The following is a 1,518-nucleotide window of genomic DNA, read 5'->3' as shown; positions in this document are numbered from 1 at the left end:
CAGGAATTACTACCCGTGTTCATTGACGCAAAAGGTACATTTTACCTCAATATCTCCAAATGTTACGAGGGATGGTATGTAATCTATGAAACTGAAAGCGGAGCAGAATTGATCTCCCACCGGGGGATAAAATTGGTCGATGTACTTATGGATGCTACCGAATGGCTTTTGTCTAACGGCTATAAACTGAACATATGAAAAGCGAAAAAGCAAGACAAGAACTGGAGGACGGTAGCTGGAAAGTAGAAGTCGGTTATGAGGGCGAAGACGTTGACCTGCCATATCATGCCGTGAGAGTAGATGTAGCCCAGTATGCGGTCGAGCTTGCCGAGCAGGAGGCCGAGGAGCGGATGCGCGAGAAGGCCAAGAGAGCGTTCGAATGTGTTTGGAACGCAACGCCAAAACAGGTGGCAGAGGAATGCGGGATAAGTATTCAGGAAATTAATAACGAAGCTGCCGCAATGAAATACTGCCACCAGTTATTCATCCAAAAACTGACCCAGAATGGAAACGATTGAGGAAAGAGCAAAAGCATTTTGCGAAAATAACATCTGTGTAGATTGCGGAGATCGAAAGAATTGCGACCGGGGGTGTGTGGGATGCTGTATTCCTACCTTCTCTGCCCTTGAATGGCTTATCCAGTTCGGAAAATCCGAACACACAGGGCTGACGCGCTGGCACGACCCGAAAGAGGAATTGCCGGAATATATTAAGGTTGTAGAGGTGAAATACAAGGCTTTTAATAAAATCATGATGGCAATAGCATTTCGATTGGGTGATTTATGGAGTGGCAAAAATAAGTGGTGTATTGATGGGACAAGTGTCCGCATTGACCACGAAAACATCCTCGGCTGGCGGGAGATTCAAGAATAAGATGGAGCCATGACACCGAAGGAACTGTACGACTGGGCGGTCGAGAGCGACTGCGAAAATTACGACATAAAAATACGTGCGTTCATTGATGGCTGGGGTGATATTACCTCCGATATTGAGGAGCTTGGAATCGTCAAAAAAGAACGACCTGAAATTATTGTAATTGACATATGAAACGAGAACTTACACTGACCGACATGGACGGCCACACCGCCGTTCAGACTTGCAAAGTATGCGGCTGCACCAAGGACAATCCCTGCTACCATGAAAAGCTGGGAATGTGCTGGTGGGTAAAGGCCGATCTGTGCTCACACTGCGCCATGATCCAGGCCGGGGAAATACCCGGAGACAGCGTTACCCATTGTGTGAATTCAAACCCTATTTTTCCATGAAAAAATATCGTGAAATAATCCTCCCTCTTTTACTCTTCGCGGCCGCAGGCTGTGAGAAATCCGAGTACCGGATCACCGAGCCTCGGCCGACGCTCGAAGTGACGGCCTTACAGGACTCTTACATCATCAACCAGCCGGCGTATCTCCAGCTCAAGGTCTCGCAGCAGGGGTACGACGGGGAATTTCAGCTCTCGGCCGTACTCAGCGAAGGAGCCTGCGAGCTCTCGATGCAGGGCAGCGACCTCGCTACCGA

4 protein-coding genes and 1 pseudogene are annotated in these 1,518 nt (G+C 48.7%); all 5 read left to right on the top strand.

The annotated features are described in order from the left end of the window. Positions 1-198 (top strand): hypothetical protein (locus tag QVP03_RS09665; RefSeq protein ID WP_288210745.1); only part of this gene is annotated, 198 nt, incomplete at its 5' end. Continuing rightward, a complete protein-coding gene (locus tag QVP03_RS09660) occupies positions 195-518 on the top strand; it encodes a hypothetical protein (RefSeq protein ID WP_022333266.1) in 324 nt (107 codons plus the stop codon). The genes QVP03_RS09665 and QVP03_RS09660, both read left to right, overlap by 4 nt. After that, a complete protein-coding gene (locus tag QVP03_RS09655) occupies positions 505-873 on the top strand; it encodes a hypothetical protein (RefSeq protein WP_022333265.1) in 369 nt (122 codons plus the stop codon). Before QVP03_RS09660 ends, QVP03_RS09655 begins: the two co-directional genes overlap by 14 nt. 9 nt (positions 874-882) lie before the next feature. Further along, positions 883-1,047, top strand: coding sequence for a hypothetical protein (locus QVP03_RS09650; RefSeq protein ID WP_022333264.1), 165 nt, complete (start codon positions 883-885; stop codon positions 1,045-1,047). Positions 1,048-1,261: 214 nt separating this feature from the next. Next, positions 1,262-1,518, top strand: a pseudogene (locus QVP03_RS09645) (hypothetical protein); the annotation flags it as partial.

Source organism: Alistipes sp. CAG:29, from assembly GCF_000435435.1.
GTDB classification, from domain to species: Bacteria; Bacteroidota; Bacteroidia; order Bacteroidales; family Rikenellaceae; genus Alistipes; species Alistipes onderdonkii.
Note: the sequence above shows the minus strand (reverse complement) of the source record. Positions and strands in the feature narration are given on the sequence as shown.